Here is a 16,600-nt window from a genome sequence, read left to right as displayed (position 1 = left end):
TCAGCCCTTGCGCGCCTGGTCCAGTTGGGACTGCAGCCCGGCCAGCACATCGGTCGCGCGATGTACCGGTTGGATGCCTTGGCGCTGTCACGCGAGGCCAGCCCGCGTGCAATGAAGGCTTCCTGCTGCTGGCGCTGTTGCACCTGGGCGCGCACGGAGTGCTCGACAAAGCTGGAAAGCGTCTCCCCCTCCTGCAACACGGCCTCGGCCGCTTCGCGCAGCGCAGGGTCTACCCGGAGCGATGGAAGAGATGCGGATTTCACGGCAGGCCCGGCGCGTTGCAATTGCGATGCATCATCGCAAGCGGGCGCCGGTGCTTCAAGGTTTTCTTTGCAGACCTAAGCCGACGATGTCGCAGCTACGCTGCTGCAATGGTGCGTAGGCGCTGAAGCACGACGGTTGCGCGCGCCGGTTCGGCCACCAATCCCGGCAACGCGTTCACAAACGCCGGGTTATCCACTAGCCCCACAAACACGTCGGCGACCCACTGCCGAAGATCTACATGCTCCACGGCAAACTCTTCCACCAGCTCGGCCCGGCCATCGACGACATTGAGGACGTCTTCCAAATCGTGACTGGAAAGGAAGTCACTGTTGCCTCTGGTAACGAAGGCTTCGAGCTTTGTCGCCACGAATGCAGTCGCTGTGACCAAGCGGATAGACAGGCGATCGCTCAAGGCCACCACTTGGGCCGTCTCTACAGCATGGGCATACCAGCGGTTGGAGAAGCCAAGCACACCTTCATCCACCGGCATCAGGTCGAAGAGGACGCCCGACGCTTCGTGTACCCAGCGGCAGACGACACCGCTGCGCATCTCGCGCGCAAAGCCCTGCGATTCCACACGCCCCTCGATGCCGCGGAACCGGGCCCAGTCAAGATTGACCACCACATCGACGTCATAGGTGGCGCGGACGCTTTCCGCCAATGGATCGGATACCAGCAGGCCGACAACTGCGCCGCCAAGGAAGACCACATGGTCGCAAAGTTCGCCCAGTGCATCCGCAATCACCAGCAGATGCGGCAAGTTAGGATCGTCAGACCGCATCGCCAAGCCCCAGCAATTGTTTGAGATAGCGCGCTGCCAGCGTGCGCTCGCGGGCACGCCCGCTGCGCAGGGCGTCTTGCAGCGCCAGCAGCTCATGCAAGGCAGGGTCGGCCAGCGCAGCGTTGGGCGCACCTGCCGACAACGGCGACAAGCTGGGGCCTTTGGCCGTGCCCTGCGCGCTTGGCCACACCGGTGCATCCCCGGGGGAGCTGGCAATCGCAGTGGACAGTGGGGGCACACCAAAGGCCGTAGGAATGCCACGCCTGAGCGGCCCGATGACCGCGGGAAAGGCATAACGCACGCCGTGGACCGCAAACTCGTGCAGCGCCGTGCGCACTGTCTCCCACTCGCCGCGGCTTTTTTCCAGCGCCAGGCCGGATGCCACCGCGCGCTTGACGCTGCGATGCACCTGCGACGCGCTCATGCCCAGCGCTTCTCCAAGGGAGGCGTAGGTCCAGGCCTGGCCCGCCTGGGCGACCTGCTTGTAAAGCACCACAAGATCCTGGGGCTTCAGTTCCACAGCCAAGCCCGCCTTATTCCATATTCCGAAATATGGAATATCCAGCGTGCGAGCTGTTTTTGCAAGCAATCTTCGCTAAGTGCCCTGACTCAACGAGGGTCTACCGCTCAACGGCGGAAGCCAGACATGCTCATCCAATTCCGCGCAGCACCACCCGCAGCGCCTCCCCCGCCAACCGCGCACTCGCCAGCAGACGCTCCAGGCTCTGCCCATGCCGGGCGCTGGCCGACAGCCCGGCCATGGTGGTGCTGACGAAATCCGCCAGCCGGTCTGCGTCGTGCGGGCACTGCTTGGCAATGTGGGAGCGGATCAACTCCTGGGCGGCGACATGAAAGCCGCAGGAGGCCTCGCGCGCCTGCGCGTCGTTGCTGCGCGTGCCTTCCAGCACCAGGCAGCCGGTGGCAGCGGGGTCTGCGGCGTAGCAGCGGGCGGCGTGCTCCAGTACATCGGCCAGGGCGTCGGCCAGCGGGCGGTTGGCGTCCAGAATCTGCGGCAGCGGGATGGCCCCGGTCTGCGCGTAGCGGTCGAGGATGCGCGCATACAGGCCGGCCTTGCTGCCGAAGGCGGCATAGAAACTCGGCGGGTTGATACCCAGCGCCCGGGTGAGGTCGGCCACGCTCAGTGCGTCGTAGCCTTGCGCATGGAACAGCTGCTGCGCGGTGGCGACCGCTTGGTCCGGGTCGAATGCACGCGGCCGGCCGCGGGCCCGTGAGATTTCTGTAGCCATTGTTACAAAATCCTTGACGGCAAGCGAGATCTATTATGTATTGCTCGCTACATTAATTGCTAGGTGGGTGCATGTCAGCGTTCAAAGACAAGTCGGTACTGGTGCTTGGTGGCAGCCGGGGGATTGGTGCCGCTATCGTGCGGCGCTTCGTGGCCAAGGGCGCACGGGTGACGTTTACCTACGCCGGCTCTGAGGAAGCGGCCCAGCGCCTGGCCGGTGATACCGGCAGCATCGCGGTGCTGGCCGACAGCGCCGACCGCGATGCGGTCATCGACACGGTGCGCCGCAGCGGGCCGCTGGATGTGCTGGTGGTCAACTCCGGCATCGCCTTGTTCGGCGATGCGCTGGAGCAGGATCCGGATGCGGTGGACCGGCTGTTCCGCATCAACGTGCACGCGCCCTACCACGCGGCCGTGGAGGCCGCGCGGCAGATGCCGCCCGGCGGGCGGATCATCGTGATCGGCTCGGTCAACGGCGACCGCATGCCGTTGCCCGGCATGGCGTCTTACGCGCTGAGCAAATCCGCGCTGCAAGGGCTGGCGCGCGGGCTGGCCCGCGACTTCGGGCCGCGCGGCATCACCATCAACGTGGTGCAACCGGGCCCGATCGATACCGACGCCAACCCGGAAAACGGGCCGATGAAAGACCTGATGCATAGCTTCATGGCGATCAAACGCCACGGCCGCGCCGAGGAAGTGGCCGGCATGGTGGCCTGGCTGGCGGGTCCGGAGGCGAGCTTTGTCACCGGGGCAATGCATACGATCGATGGTGCGTTTGGGGCATGAAGCGGCGACGTTCGTATTGAGGGCACGGCAGCTCGACACGTCGCGCGACGGGAGGCGACAAATGCCCTTCATCACCCTACATGGCGAGCTGCCGTTGCACGGCCAGCATGATGGCCTGCCCGCATATCCTGCTGTCAACGCGTGGTCGTACTCCCGCGCCGTGCGGCGCATGGCAAGGCAATCGCAGGCCGGGCCCTTGCTGTCGCGTTGATCCTGATTTGCCTATAGTTGCCGACGAACCCTGCAATGGATTGACCAATGCATCTGATGTCATCCGGCCGGTGCCTGGCCCTTGCACTCGCCGTGGCTGTCACCGGCAGTGCATGTGCACGGACGCCATCACCCGAACAGAAAAGGACCTCCCCCATGCCGGACAACGTCACCACAGGCCGCACCATCAACGGCCACACCTATTCGGATGCTCCGGTTGACGTAAAGCTGGGGCCGAACACCTTCCGCATCCCCGCCAACTACCTGGACAGCCAGATCGCACCGTGGTCCATCGAGGTGGTGACGCTGGTCATCGAGTGGCCAGATATGAGCCCCACCCCGCCCGGTGCGCGGGCCAACCCGCGTACGAATGATTTCCGCAAGGAGATCCATGCCTCGATGAATTATGTTGACCGTGTCCCCATCGAAGGATTGCTGGCACGTTATGCGTCTAACGAAGCGCTTACCGAGCCTGATTCGGTCGAACGGGGTGATCCCGTCGACAGACTCGATCTGCGTATTGCACAGCCTGAAACACTCGGACTGATACCCTATGCCATCGATGAAGAAAAGATGGCGGTGTACGTCAAAGCGTACGAGGCCCACTATGGCAAGCCTCCAACACGCAACCCTGCATTTGAGGACGACTGGTATGTCGCGCGGGACTCCAGCGGAAATTTGACCACATTCATCAAGTGCGACAGCAAAAAGTTCCGAGGCGATGGCGTTCGGCTGGAGGGATCCGAAGTAGTCCATGAAAAAGGTGCCGTTGCTGCAAGTTGCGTCCACTACTTCTCTGACATCGAAAACAAACTTTCCATCAGTCTCAACTACAAGCGTGCATTCCTGAAGGACTGGAAGCGCATGGAAGATGCAGTAAAAGAAATACTGGCACGCACCAAAGTCAGGTGATCAGTCTACTGACAGGGAGTAAAATATGAGTGGATTAACTGGACAAGATCTCAAGATCCTTGCCAACTACGCAGATAAAGGCAATCGCGAGTTGTACTGGAACTATCTTTCGCAGCTGGATGGTGCGGACGGCTACGGTACGCTGGCGCTGGGCGTGGTGCGCAACGACAGCTTGCCCGGCCAAGTGGCCAACAGTTACGCGCAAGACTATGCCAGGACACAGCACGATACTGGCTCGCGCTTTGCCAATGCGGACTTGAGCGAGCGGCAGTGGGAGGAGTTTGGACAGACACTGCTCAAGAAGGATCTTGAACTTCGGCAAATCTGGTTCCATCAAGATCGTCCAGATCTGGCGCTGAACCTGCCCGGGGCCTCCGTCATGCTGGCACACGACCAAGCCTTCCTTGACCATGAGCTCGACCCCAACTGCTGGACGCCCCGCGTGCTCCTGCAAGCGGCCCTGGAAAATAGCGGCCCCCAGAAGCTGGAACAGATCTGGACCAACATGCTCGACAACGAGTACGTCGGCGCCACTCGCATCAGCAATACCGGCTATGAGACCTTTGCGCAGATGGGACTGGCGGCAGGCAGCCAGTACCTGGCCAAGCTTGGCACCACCGAAGCGATCCAGATGCTGGAGGGCCGCTCTGCGGTCGACCCCAACGTCATCGGCAGCAACAGCTTCTACGCGATGTACTTCGAAAAAGAACACAAGTGGGTGAACGTCAGCGCTGGCGGCGGACATCTGTCCATGCGCGAAGAAACCAATGCCGGCCGTATCGCCGAACTCGACGATGCCCGCGCCGTGCGCCTGGAACGGCAGCACAAAGCCACGCAGTTCCACGAAGACGACCCGTACCGCTCGATCACCCGCAGCCCGTTCACGGCGTCGGCCGACGGCCTGCGCGATCAGACGCAGTCGCCAACCAAACTGGCCGATATCGGCCCTGATCACCGGGACTACGCACTGCTGCAGCAGGTGCGCGCGGGCGTGAGCGCGATCGATGCGCAGGCTGGGCGCACGCCGGACGAGAACAGCGAGCGCCTCATCGCCAGCGTGATGACCCTCGCCCGCCAGAACAACCTGGACCGGGCCGACCACGTGGTGCTGAGCCAACAGACCGCCGACAGCCCGGCTGGCCGCACTGTGTTTGTGGTGCAGGGCGAGTTGAACAACCCGGCGCACCTGCGTGCCCACATGCCGACCGATGTGGCTGTGCAGACGCCGGTGGAGCAGTCGCTGCAGCAGCTGGAGGTAGCCAGTAACGATCGCCAGCAGGCGTTGGCGCAGAGCCAGCAGCAGGAGGCGGACCGGCAGCGTGAGAGTGCGTCGATGCGCATGGGGTAAAACGGCGGCGAGGCATGGCGGCGGTTCTATGGGCCATGACGTGCATGGCCCCGGTTGGCAGCGTCGGCGAGGCGCACGACGATCTCCGGCATCAGCTTGCGCGGATCGGGTGGCAGTGCATCGAATACCAGGGGCGCCGGGCTACAGCGCTCAGAGAACTGCGAACATCATCCGCAAAGCCCGCCTTACGTTGCGAGCGAACTGCCAGCACGACCACCGTGTCAATCTGCGCGACATCGCAGTACAGCACTGAGTGCAGTAATGGACGAAGAATCAAGCGATGGACGGCCGGGCGCAAGTCGGCGCTGGTGCTGGAGATCATCCAGGGGAAGACGACGATGGCCTTGGCCAGCCGACAGTACGACCTGACGCCCAATGAGGCGGCCTTGGAGCAAGCACTGATCACCCGCTTCGGCACGCTGGGCAAGGTCAAGGAGCCGTTCCTGCTGCGCTCGGACAATGGCCTGGTCTTCACCAGCCGCGACTACACCCGCCTGGTCGCTGGCTACGGCATGAAGCAGGAGTTCATCACGCCACACTGTCCCCAGCAGAACGGGATGGTCGAGCGCGTCATACGCACGCTCAAGGAACAGTGCGTCCATCGGCACCGGTTCGAGAGCCTGGCCCACGCCTTGCGCGTCATCAGCAACTGGATTGGGTTCTACAACCGACAGCGCCCGCATCAGGCACTGAACATGATGACGCCTGACCAAGCCTATGCCGCTACATTAACCACCTGACCTGTGCAGAAACCGGTGGGTCATTACATCGAAGACATCCGACGCCATGGCGCGCTTGCGGTTCGTGTAGACCACATCGGCGCGTACCGTACTGCACCGGCAATCGCAGGCCGGGCCCTTGCTGTCGCGTTGATCCTGATTTGCCTATAGTTGCCGACGAACCCTGCAATGGATTGACCAATGCATCTGATGTCATCCGGCCGGTGCCTGGCCCTTGCACTCGCCGTGGCTGTCACCGGCAGTGCATGTGCACGGACGCCATCACCCGAACAGAAAAGGACCTCCCCCATGCCGGACAACGTCACCACAGGCCGCACCATCAACGGCCACACCTATTCGGATGCTCCGGTTGACGTAAAGCTGGGGCCGAACACCTTCCGCATCCCCGCCAACTACCTGGACAGCCAGATCGCGCCGTGGCCGGGCGAAGGCGTCACGCTGGTTATCGAATGGCCAGACATGACCCCCACCCCGCCCGGGGCACGGGCCAACCCGCGTACGAATGATTTCCGCAAGGAAATTTCAGTTCGGATCAACTACATCGACCGGGCTCCCATCGAGACATCGTTGGAGCGACACTCGTCCAATGAGGCAATTACCGAAGCCGATTCGGTGGAACGCCGAGATCCGAGGCAGCGCCTCGATCTCCGCCTTGCCGAGCAAGACACCTTGGGCCTGACGCCCTACGCAATAGACGAGGCGAAAATGCTGGCATACTCAAAAGAGTACGAGGACCGCTATGGAAAGCCGCCGATTCGCAACCCCGCCTACGAAGATGACTGGTACGTCGCGCGCGACTCCAGCGGCAATTTGACCACGTTCATCAAGTGCGACAGCAAAAAATTTCGAGCAGATGGCGTTCGGCTGGAGGGATCTGAAGTGGTACACGAAAAAGGCGCTGTTGCTGCAAGTTGTTTTCACTACTTCTCTGACATCGAGAACAAGCTTTCCATCATCCTGAACTATAAGCGCGCCTTCTTGAAAGACTGGAAACATATGGAAGACGCAGTACGGAACGTGCTGGCACGCACCAAGGTGAAGTGATCAGCGCGACTATCAGGAGCAGGACATGAGCGGATTGAGCGATCAAGATCTGAAGATTCTTTCCAGCTACGCGGACGCGGGCAACCGCGAGCTCTACTGGAACTATCTTTCGCAACTAGATGGTTCAGATGGCTACGGGACGCTGGCGCTAGGCGTGGTACGCAACGACAGCTTGCCCGGTCGGGTCGCAAATAGTTACGCACAGGAGTACGCCAGGACCCAACACGACAACGGCTCGCGCTTTGCCAACGCTGAATTGAGCGAGAGGCAATGGGAAGCATTTGGGCAAACCCTGCTCAAAAAGGATCTTGAAGTCAGACGATACTGGATGAGCGAACACCGCCCGGACCTTGCGCAGAATTTGCCAGGTGCTGACGTCATGCTGGCACACGACCAAGCCTTCCTGGACCATGAGCTCGACCCCAACTGCTGGACGCCCCGCGTGCTCCTGCAAGCGGCCCTGGAAAATAGCGGCCCCCAGAAGCTGGAACAGATCTGGACCAACATGCTCGACAACGAATACGTCGGCGCCACTCGCATCAGCAATACCGGCTATGAGACCTTTGCGCAGATGGGACTGGCGGCAGGCAGCCAGTACCTGGCCAAGCTTGGCACCACCGAAGCGATCCAGATGCTGGAGGGCCGCTCTGCGGTCGACCCCAACGTCATCGGCAGCAACAGCTTCTACGCGATGTACTTCGAAAAAGAACACAAGTGGGTGAACGTCAGCGCTGGCGGCGGACATCTGTCCATGCGCGAAGAAACCAATGCCGGCCGTATCGCCGAACTCGACGATGCCCGCGCCGTGCGCCTGGAACGGCAGCACAAAGCCACGCAGTTCCACGAAGACGACCCGTACCGCTCGATCACCCGCAGCCCGTTCACGGCGTCGGCCGACGGCCTGCGCGATCAGACGCAGTCGCCAACCAAACTGGCCGATATCGGCCCTGATCACCGGGACTACGCACTGCTGCAGCAGGTGCGCGCGGGCGTAAGCGCGATCGATGCGCAGGCTGGGCGCACGCCGGACGAGAACAGCGAGCGCCTCATCGCCAGCGTGATGACCCTCGCCCGCCAGAACAACCTGGACCGGGCCGACCACGTGGTGCTGAGCCAACAGACCGCCGACAGCCCGGCTGGCCGCACTGTGTTTGTGGTGCAGGGCGAGTTGAACAACCCGGCGCACCTGCGTGCCCACATGCCGACCGATGTGGCTGTGCAGACGCCGGTGGAGCAGTCGCTGCAGCAGCTGGAGGTGGCCAGTAATGATCGCCAGCAGGCGTTGGCGCAGAGCCAGCAGCAGGAGGCGGACCGGCAGCGTGAGAGTGCGTCGATGCGCATGGGATAACAGCAACGCTCGGCCGGCGGTGAGGCATTGCGGCGGTTCTATGGGCCATGACGTGCATGGTTGCCCCGGTTGGCAGCGTCGGCGAGGCGCACGACGATCTCCGGCATCTGCTTGCGCGGATCCGGTGGCAGTGCATCGAATACCAGGGGCGCCGGGCTACAGCGCTCAGAGAGCTGCGAACATCATCCGCAAAGCCCGCCTTACGTTGCGAGCGAACTGCCAGCACGACCACCGTGTCAATCTGCGCGACATCGCAGTACAGCACTGAGTGCAGTAATGGACGAAGAATCAAGCGATGGACGGCCGGGCGCAAGTCGGCGCTGGTGCTGGAGATCATCCAGGGGAAGACGACGATGGCCTTGGCCAGCCGACAGTACGACCTGACGCCCAATGAGGCGGCCTTGGAGCAAGCACTGATCACCCGCTTCGGCACGCTGGGCAAGGTCAAGGAGCCGTTCCTGCTGCGCTCGGACAATGGCCTGGTCTTCACCAGCCGCGACTACACCCGTCTGGTCGCTGGCTACGGCATGAAGCAGGAGTTCATCACGCCACACTGTCCCCAGCAGAACGGGATGGTCGAGCGCGTCATACGCACGCTCAAGGAACAGTGCGTCCATCGGCACCGGTTCGAGAGCCTGGCCCACGCCTTGCGCGTCATCAGCGACTGGATTGGGTTCTACAACCGGCAGCGCCCGCATCAGGCACTGAACATGATGACGCCTGACCAAGCCTATGCCGCTACATTAACCACCTGACCTGTGCAGAAACCGGTGGGTCATTACACATCACAAGGAAACAAGCCCATGACCACATTCGACAGCACCAAACTGCCATTGAAGGACCTGCTCAAGGACGTCGTCCAAGGCAAGATCCAGCTACCGGATTTCCAGCGTGGCTGGGTCTGGGATGACGAGCATGTGCGCAGCCTTCTGGTCAGCCTGGGGCGCTCGTTCCCGGTGGGCGCGGTGATGCTGCTGGAAACCGGCGGCGAGGTGCGTTTCCAGGTCCGCCCGGTGGAGAACGTGCCGCCGGAGGGACTGGCCGCACCGGAGAAGCTGATCCTCGACGGTCAGCAACGTCTGACCACACTGACCCAGGTGCTCAAGCTGTCCGGCCCGGTCAAGACCACGACCGACAAGGGCAAGCCGGTCGACCGCCACTACTACATCCACATCCCCACCGCCCTGGCCGGCCCGGACCGGCTGGACGAGGCCATCATCGCCACCGACGGCAGTCGCCAGCAGCGCAGCGATTTCGGCCGCAGGCTGGATCTGGACCTGTCCACGCGCGAGCTGGAATGTAAACAGCTGTACTTCCCATGCTCAGAGATCCTGGAGGCGATGGGCTGGCTGCAGGATCTGTTCAAGTTCAACGCCGCTGCGCAGGCGCAGTTCTTTGAGTTCAAAGAAAAGGTGCTCGATGCATACAACGAATATCAGATCCCGCTGATCGTGCTGAAGAAGGAAACCAGCAAGGAAGCGGTGTGCCTGGTGTTCGAGAAGGTCAATACCGGCGGCGTCCCGCTGTCGGTGTTCGAGTTGGTGACCGCCAGCTATGCTGCCGATGGCTACAACCTGCGCGACGACTGGTACGGCAGCGAGCTGCGTAAGGTGTCCTCGCGCTACAAGCGGCTGGCCAAGGAACCCATCCTGCGCGGGGTGGAGAACACCGACTTTCTGCAGGCCCTGACGATGCTGCACACGCTGGAAAGGCGCCGTGCCGATATCGAGGCCGGCAAGACCGGCAAGCAGGTGGCCCCGGTCAGCGCCAAGCGCGCATCGGTGCTGGAACTGCCGCTGGATGCCTACAAGCGCTGGGCCAACCCGGTTGAACAAGGGTTCCTGCGTGCGGCCAAGTTCCTGCGCCAGGAATGCTTCACTGCGCCACGCGACCTGCCTTACCGCACCCAGCTGGCGCCGTTGGCGGCGGTGTTGGCACTGATCGGCGCCGACGAGCACTGGCGCGAGCCGCGCATCCACCAGAAGCTGGCGCAGTGGTTCTGGTGCGGCGTGCTGGGCGAACTCTACGGCGGCGCGGTGGAGACCCGTATTGCAAATGATGTCGATGAGCTGCTGAGCTGGATCGAGCACGATGGCCAACCGCCACGCACGATTGCCGATGCCACCTTCCAGATCGACCGCCTCGCCTCGCTGACCTCGCGCCTGAGCGCCGCCTACAAGGGCATCAACGTGCTGGTACTGCGCGAAGGCGCACAGGACCTGTTCTGGAAATCGCGTATCCGCGATCTGGAGGCCGACGAGGTGGCACTGGACATCCACCACATCTTCCCGCGCGATTGGTGCGAAAAGCAGGACATCCCGCGTCGGCGCTACGACTCGATCATCAACAAGACGCCAATCTCCTACAAGGCCAACCGCATGATTGGCGGATCGGCCCCCTCCAGCTATCTGGCCGCCCTGCAGGCCCATAAGCAGGTCCAGCTGGACAACGTTGGCATGGATGCACTCCTGGTCAGCCATCGCATCCCGGTCGCTGCCCTGCGTGCCGATGACTTCGACAGCTTCTGCCATCAGCGCCAGCAGAACCTCTTGGCGCTGATCGAGGCGGCAATGGGAAAGCGCGCTGCAGCAGTGGAGACTGACTGACAGCCATCGCGTAGAGCCTCGCCGCCAGCTCCTACAGCAGCGCCCAAGGGCGCTGCGTTTTCCAGCTAACCGGCTACGTATCGAAGACATCCAACGCCATGGCGCGCTTGCGGTTCGTGTAGACCACATCGGCGCGTACCGTACTGCACCGGCAATCGCAGGCCGGGCCCTTGCTGTCGCGTTGATCCTGATTTGCCTATAGTTGCCGACGAACCCTGCAATGGATTGATCAATGCACATGATGTCATCCGGCCGGTGCCTGGCCCTTGCACTCGCCGTGGCTGTCACCGGCAGTGCGTGTGCACGGACGCCATCACCCGAACAGAAAGGGACCTCCCCCATGCCGGACAACGTCACCACCGGCCGCACCATCAACGGGCACACCTATTCGGACGCACCGGTGGACATAAAACTGGGGCCGAACACCTTCCGCATCCCCGCCAACTACCTGGACAGCCAGATCGCACCGTGGCCGGGCGAAGGCGTCACGCTGGTTATCGAATGGCCAGACATGACCCCTACTCCGCCCGGGGCACGGGCCAACCCGCGTACGAATGATTTCCGGAAAGAAATTTCCGTGTCGATCGACTATGTCGACCGTGTTCCCATTGAGGTATTGCTTGAGCGTTTCTCGTCAAACGATAGGCGTACAGAGGCAGGCTCTGTTGAGCGGAGCAATCCTGTCGCCCGGCTCGATCTCCGCATAGCACAGCCTGAAGCATTCGGATTAACGCCCTACGCCATTGATGAGGAGAAGATGGCGGCATATGTAAAAGCGTATGAAGCCCGCCACGGCGAGCCTCCGACGCGCAACCCTGCGTTTGAAGACGACTGGTACGTCGCGCGCGACTCAAGCGGCAATTTGACCACGTTCATCAAGTGCGACAGCAAAAAATTTCGAGCAGATGGCGTTCGGCTGGAGGGATCTGAAGTGGCCCATGAAAAAGGTGCCGTTGCTGCAAGTTGCGTCCACTACTTCTCCGATATCGAGAACAAACTTTCCATCAGTCTCAACTACAAGCGTGCATTCCTGAAGGACTGGAAGCGCATGGAAGATGCAGTAAAAGAAATACTGGCACGCACCAAAGTCAGATGATCGGTCTACTGACAGGGAGTAAAATATGAGTGGATTAACTAGACAAGATCTCCAGATCCTGGCCAACTACGCGGATAAAGGCAATCGCGAGTTGTACTGGAACTATCTTTCGCAGCTGGATGGAGCAGACGGCTATGGGACGCTGGCATTAGGCGTCGTGCACAACGACAGCTTGCCAGGGCAAGTGGCTAACAGTTACGCGCAAGACTATGCCAGGACACAGCACGATACTGGCTCGCGCTTTGCCAATGCTCAATTGAGCGAACGCCAGTGGGAAGAGTTCGGGCAGACGCTGCTCAAGAAGGATTTTGAGCTTCGACAAGCTTGGTTCGACAAAGAGCGTCCGGATATGGCACTGAACCTTCCCGGCAAGGACGTCATGCGAGCACACGACCAAGCCTTCCTTGACCATGAGCTCGACCCCAACTGCTGGACGCCCCGCGTGCTCCTGCAAGCGGCCCTGGAAAATAGCGGCCCCCAGAAGCTGGAACAGATCTGGACCAACATGCTCGACAACGAATACGTCGGCGCCACTCGCATCAGCAATACCGGCTATGAGACCTTTGCGCAGATGGGACTGGCGGCAGGCAGCCAGTACCTGGCCAAGCTTGGCACCACCGAAGCGATCCAGATGCTGGAGGGCCGCTCTGCGGTCGACCCCAACGTCATCGGCAGCAACAGCTTCTACGCGATGTACTTCGAAAAAGAACACAAGTGGGTGAACGTCAGCGCTGGCGGCGGACATCTGTCCATGCGCGAAGAAACCAATGCCGGCCGTATCGCCGAACTCGACGATGCCCGCGCCGTGCGCCTGGAACGGCAGCACAGAGCCACGCAGTTCCACGAAGACGACCCGTACCGCTCGATCACCCGCAGCCCGTTCACGGCGTCGGCCGACGGCCTGCGCGATCAGACGCAGTCGCCAACCAAACTGGCCGATATCGGCCCTGATCACCGGGACTACGCACTGCTGCAGCAGGTGCGCGCGGGCGTGAGCGCGATCGATGCGCAGGCTGGGCGCACGCCGGACGAGAACAGCGAGCGCCTCATCGCCAGCGTGATGACCCTCGCCCGCCAGAACAACCTGGACCGGGCCGACCATGTGGTGCTGAGCCAACAGACCGCCGACAGCCCGGCTGGCCGCACTGTGTTTGTGGTGCAGGGCGAGTTGAACAACCCGGCGCACCTGCGCGCCCACATGCCGACCGATGTGGCTGTGCAGACGCCGGTGGAGCAGTCGCTGCAGCAGCTGGAGGTAGCCAGTAACGATCGCCAGCAGGCGTTGGCGCAGAGCCAGCAGCAGGAGGCGGACCGGCAGCGTGAGAGTGCGTCGATGCGCATGGGATAAGGCCGGCAGCGCGGCAAAGAAAAGCCCGGCAACGCCGGGCTGTTTCCTGTGCTGCGATGACCGCAACGCTCAGCGCTTGCGTCCCTTCAACCACGCCTTGATCTGCGGCAGCGACGCCGCCCGCAGCTTCACCCGCGTCTGGATCGTGTTGATGGCGTTGTCTGCGGCCTGCCGCGAGGTCGGCGCGATGTACTGCTCGGCATAGGCCTTGATCCGGTCGGCGGTGGCAAGCTCGGCCGAGTCGATGCCCAGGCCGGGGTAATAGCGGGCACGCGAGGTGGAGTCCACCAGGGTGTCCACCTGCGTGCGATGCGCCACGGCGAAATCGAAGGCAAGCTCCGGATGCTGGGAGGCGACCCGGTCGATCATGCTCGCGCCAGTGGTGGCGCCCGGCTCTGGTGTCAACGCCAGTGCCAGCGCGCGCTTGGCCAGCGCCTCGTCGATGGGCATGGAGAGGAAATCGTAGTAGGCGTCGCGCACCATCGCCGAGGTTTCCTGCTTGGCCAAGGCATGCAAGGCGTCCCAGGTGGCGGTGTCGGCATTGCGCGCAACCGCGCCCAGCACGCTGTCACGCAACTCCGGCGACAGCGATGCGGCAGTGACCTGGAAAGCGGCAAAGCGCCGGCGCGCCTCGGCGATCACTGCGGCATCGCCCATGTCGCTGAGGCTGGCGATCAGGCGGGTACGCAACTGCTGGATCTGCGCCGAGTCGCCATCGCGGTTGTCCCAACCCAGCGATGCGAATTCGGTCGACAGGCGTGGCACTGCATAGGCACGCCACGCGGCGCGCCCAGCCGGGTCATGCTCGAAGCTGCCATCCACACCATCGTAGATGCCGGCCACCATGTCCCAGAGGTCGGGCGATGCGCCGACTGCCACCTGTGCGGTGAGATCCAAGACATCGGCCTCTGTCTGCATGCCCGCGTCGGCCAGTGCGTCGGTGTCGTTCAACACGCCCAACTGGTCCACCACCGGTAGCGCGCCAAACCTGCTGGTCAGCGCCTTGAACTGTGCGGGCGCATACAAGGTGCGGAAGTAGCCTTTTTGCCCGGCGTTGACCACCACCGGTGCGTCGCAGCCCGGCACCTGCACCTGGGCGGTGCCGTCTACCAGCACACGTACCGGCGTGGCGTCGCCGCTGCGCACGACCACCGGCACATGCCAGCGCAACGGCTGCTTGTCGGGGCGGTCCAGCGTCAACTCGCCCTGCTCCAGCGTCACCGTGGTCTGGCCACCCACGCAGCGGGTGCTGGCCTTGATCAACGGCACGCCCGGCTGCAGGGTGAAGTCGTGTGCCACCTGGGTGAATTGCTTGCCCGGGGCCACGGCGTCGATCTGCTGCCACAACTGGTCGGTCACCGCATTGCCGTACTGATGCTGCTTGATGTAACTGCGCACGCCGTCGCGCCAGTGATCCGAGCCGACGTAGTCTTCCAGCATGGCAATCACCGCCTCGCCCTTGGCGTAGGTGATGGCATCGAAGGCCTGGCTGGCCTGCTCCACGGTGGCCACGTGCTGCACCACCGGGTGGGTGGTCACATACGCATCGCGCCGCATGGCCGAACGGCTCTTCTTGGCCGGGCCGGTCTTGTCGATGTCCCATTCCGGATGCAGTTTTGCCGTGGTGCGCGCTTCCATCCAGTTGGCGAAGCCTTCGTTGAGCCACAGGTCATCCCACCACGCCATGGTCACCAGATTGCCAAACCACTGGTGGGCGATCTCGTGCGCGGCGACGGTGAACACGCCTTGCTTGGTGTCGATGTTGGCCACCGCCGGATCCAGCAACAACGAGTATTCGAAGGTGAAGATCGCGCCCCAGTTTTCCATGGCGCTGAAGAACTGGCTGCGCCCGGGCGCGGCGATGTTGTCCAGCTTGGGCAGCGGGTATGGGACGCCGAAGTAGGCATTGTACTCGTGCAAGACATCGCGGCCGGATTCCAGCGCGAATTGCGCCTGGTCCACCTTGCCCTTCTGCGCGATGACGCCGATCTCGGTGCCATTGTCGGCGGTGACGGTGGCGCGCTCGAAATCGCCCACGCTGACGAACAGCAGGTACGTGGACATCTTGGGCGAGGTCTGGAATGCGATGCGGGTGCGCCCGTTTGCGCCCGGCCGCGACGAGGCCACCGGCATGTTACTCACCGCCATCTGCCCGGCCGGCGCATTGATCGCCAGGTCGAAAGTGGCCTTGAAGTTGGGCTCGTCCCAGGAAGGAATGAAGCGGCGCGCATCGGAGTTTTCGAACTGGGTGAACAACGCGCGGCGCGCACCTTGCGCGGTGGTGTAATCCAGCGCGAACAAGCCATTGGCCTGCGTGTTGATCACGCCGCTGTAATCGATGGACAGCACGTACTCGCCCGCTGCCAGCGGCTTGCCGAACGCGAACGTGGCGGTCTGCGCCTCGGCATCGCTGCTGATCTTGGCCGTTTGCGGCTTGCCGCCTTTTTGCGTGAGCGTGCCACGCGCGAAGCGCAAGTCGGCCGCTTGCAACACGATCTGGTCGGTGGGCTGCAGCACGCTGATATCGATGGCGACCTTGCCGTCGAAGCGCATCTTGTCGGCATGCGGAGTGATCTCCACTGCGTAATGCGTGGGCTTGGCTGTGCGCGGCAACTGGGTGGTGATGGACGACGTGTCGGCGCTCTGCGGCAGCGGCGCAGCTGCGAGGACGGAGGTCGCCGGACTTGTACCGACCAGGGCCAGCGCGATGGCGGTCACCAGGGGAAGACGCATGGGAAATTCTCGATGGGGGCGAAGTGGGCACGCGGTGGCGTCAGGCCGCGGATGATCCGCCGCAACCAGGCACGCAGGCACCGCCAAAAGTCATGTCAAATCTCAGTAATCCTCAAACGGCAACGGCCCGGACAAGCC

14 protein-coding genes and 1 pseudogene are annotated in these 16,600 nt (G+C 62.6%); 10 read left to right on the top strand and 5 right to left on the bottom strand.

The genetic code is table 11. From position 1 onward, the window contains the following. The 4 genes and pseudogenes from HG421_RS04240 to HG421_RS04225 form a co-directional block, all read right to left on the bottom strand. Positions 1 to 263 (bottom strand): annotated as a pseudogene (locus HG421_RS04240) (YlcI/YnfO family protein). Positions 264 to 358: 95 nt separating this feature from the next. Further along, a complete protein-coding gene (locus HG421_RS04235) occupies positions 359 to 1,045 on the bottom strand; it encodes a hypothetical protein (RefSeq protein WP_169705350.1) in 687 nt (228 codons plus the stop codon). Continuing rightward, complete coding sequence (locus tag HG421_RS04230) at positions 1,035 to 1,565, bottom strand: MarR family transcriptional regulator (RefSeq protein ID WP_169705349.1); 531 nt, start codon at positions 1,563 to 1,565, stop codon at positions 1,035 to 1,037. Before HG421_RS04230 ends, HG421_RS04235 begins: the two co-directional genes overlap by 11 nt. Positions 1,566 to 1,695: 130 nt before the next feature. Beyond that, entirely contained in the window at positions 1,696 to 2,292 is a 597-nt protein-coding gene (locus tag HG421_RS04225; RefSeq protein WP_169705348.1) for a TetR/AcrR family transcriptional regulator, read from the bottom strand. Positions 2,293 to 2,363: 71 nt separating this feature from the next. Between HG421_RS04225 and bdcA the strand changes: the two genes are divergently transcribed. The 10 genes from bdcA (at position 2,364) to HG421_RS04175 (ending at position 13,729) form a co-directional block, all read left to right on the top strand. Beyond that, the gene (bdcA, locus tag HG421_RS04220) at positions 2,364 to 3,077 is read left to right on the top strand and encodes an SDR family oxidoreductase (protein WP_169705347.1); all 714 of its coding nucleotides are present in this window, start codon (positions 2,364 to 2,366) and stop codon (positions 3,075 to 3,077) included. A 258-nt stretch (positions 3,078 to 3,335) separates the two neighbouring features. Continuing rightward, complete coding sequence (locus tag HG421_RS04215; protein WP_169705346.1) at positions 3,336 to 4,199, top strand: Smlt3025 familytype IV secretion system inhibitor; 864 nt, start codon at positions 3,336 to 3,338, stop codon at positions 4,197 to 4,199. 25 nt (positions 4,200 to 4,224) lie between these two features. Beyond that, positions 4,225 to 5,547, top strand: a complete 1,323-nt coding sequence (locus HG421_RS04210) for a Smlt3024 family type IV secretion system effector (protein WP_169705345.1) — start codon at positions 4,225 to 4,227, stop codon at positions 5,545 to 5,547. A gap of 338 nt (positions 5,548 to 5,885) precedes the next feature. After that, positions 5,886 to 6,287, top strand: coding sequence for an integrase core domain-containing protein (locus HG421_RS21605; protein ID WP_248279463.1), 402 nt, complete (start codon positions 5,886 to 5,888; stop codon positions 6,285 to 6,287). Between the two features lie 180 nt (positions 6,288 to 6,467). Continuing rightward, positions 6,468 to 7,331: a Smlt3025 familytype IV secretion system inhibitor gene (locus HG421_RS04200; RefSeq protein ID WP_169705344.1), complete on the top strand. Its 864-nt coding sequence runs from the start codon at positions 6,468 to 6,470 to the stop codon at positions 7,329 to 7,331. A 25-nt stretch (positions 7,332 to 7,356) separates the two neighbouring features. Continuing rightward, positions 7,357 to 8,679 carry a Smlt3024 family type IV secretion system effector gene (locus HG421_RS04195; RefSeq protein ID WP_169705343.1) on the top strand — a complete coding sequence of 441 codons (1,323 nt, stop codon included), beginning with the start codon at positions 7,357 to 7,359 and terminating at the stop codon, positions 8,677 to 8,679. Between the two features lie 353 nt (positions 8,680 to 9,032). Continuing rightward, positions 9,033 to 9,434, top strand: a complete 402-nt coding sequence (locus HG421_RS21600) for an integrase core domain-containing protein (RefSeq protein ID WP_248279462.1) — start codon at positions 9,033 to 9,035, stop codon at positions 9,432 to 9,434. A 48-nt stretch (positions 9,435 to 9,482) separates the two neighbouring features. Then, the gene (locus tag HG421_RS04185) at positions 9,483 to 11,285 is read left to right on the top strand and encodes a GmrSD restriction endonuclease domain-containing protein (protein ID WP_169705342.1); all 1,803 of its coding nucleotides are present in this window, start codon (positions 9,483 to 9,485) and stop codon (positions 11,283 to 11,285) included. A 232-nt stretch (positions 11,286 to 11,517) separates the two neighbouring features. Further along, positions 11,518 to 12,381, top strand: a complete 864-nt coding sequence (locus HG421_RS04180; RefSeq protein ID WP_169705341.1) for a Smlt3025 familytype IV secretion system inhibitor — start codon at positions 11,518 to 11,520, stop codon at positions 12,379 to 12,381. 25 nt (positions 12,382 to 12,406) lie between these two features. Continuing rightward, on the top strand, positions 12,407 to 13,729 hold the full coding sequence (locus tag HG421_RS04175) for a Smlt3024 family type IV secretion system effector (RefSeq protein WP_169705340.1): 1,323 nt from the start codon (positions 12,407 to 12,409) through the stop codon (positions 13,727 to 13,729). Between the two features lie 69 nt (positions 13,730 to 13,798). Here the strand turns inward: HG421_RS04175 and HG421_RS04170 are convergent, their stop codons facing one another. Beyond that, positions 13,799 to 16,462, bottom strand: coding sequence for a M1 family metallopeptidase (locus HG421_RS04170; RefSeq protein ID WP_169705339.1), 2,664 nt, complete (start codon positions 16,460 to 16,462; stop codon positions 13,799 to 13,801). Positions 16,463 to 16,600: the final 138 nt, after the last annotated feature.

The organism is Xanthomonas campestris pv. badrii (assembly GCF_012848175.1).
GTDB classification, from domain to species: domain Bacteria; phylum Pseudomonadota; class Gammaproteobacteria; order Xanthomonadales; family Xanthomonadaceae; genus Xanthomonas; species Xanthomonas campestris_C.
The sequence above is the reverse complement of the archived record's forward strand: the minus strand, read 5'-3'. Positions and strand labels throughout refer to the sequence as shown.